The sequence below is a fragment of the Stutzerimonas stutzeri genome, from assembly GCF_024448695.1.
Taxonomy (GTDB): Bacteria; Pseudomonadota; Gammaproteobacteria; order Pseudomonadales; family Pseudomonadaceae; genus Stutzerimonas; species Stutzerimonas stutzeri_T.
The window spans coordinates 1-508 of record NZ_JAMOHY010000063.1; the positions used below are offsets into that span (position 1 = coordinate 1).

The 508-nt window shown below is 56.3% G+C and carries 1 protein-coding gene; it reads right to left on the bottom strand.

What is annotated here, in order from left to right:
• Positions 1–418: IS110 family transposase (locus NAV32_RS17595; protein WP_256054066.1), on the bottom strand; the 418-nt coding region annotated here is incomplete at its 3' end.
• Positions 419–508 lie beyond the last annotated feature (90 nt).

Consider the following 508-nt stretch of genomic DNA (forward strand, 5'->3'; position numbering starts at 1 on the left):
GGATCTCGTTGACCAGAGCCGTTCTCGCCCTGATCGCCCGGCTTCTGATCCGGTGCACGGACAGTGCAGCCTGCTGCTCCTCGCTTTTGATTGGCACATAACGCATCGTCGGACGGCTACCAGCCTCGCAAATCGCCTCGGCATCATTGGCGTCATTCTTGCCACCCTTGACATAGGGCTTGACGAACTGTGGGGCGATCAAGCGCACCTCATGCCCCAGCGCCTGGAACTGCCGTGCCCAGTAATGACTTCCTCCACAAGCTTCCATCACCACCCGGCAAGGCTCCAGTTGTCTGAAGAAATCAAGCAGCCCTGAACGCTTGATTTGCTTGCGGCAAACCACTTGCTCATGGCTGTCTACGCCGTGAACCTGAAAAACCTGCTTTGCCAGATCAATGCCAATTCGTTTAAGTTTCATCTCGACTCCTCCCTCTGGGACCGGTTGCTAACACCTCCAGTCTGGCGCACTGACGCCGTAGGAGGGAGGAGTCCATTTCATTGGATTACG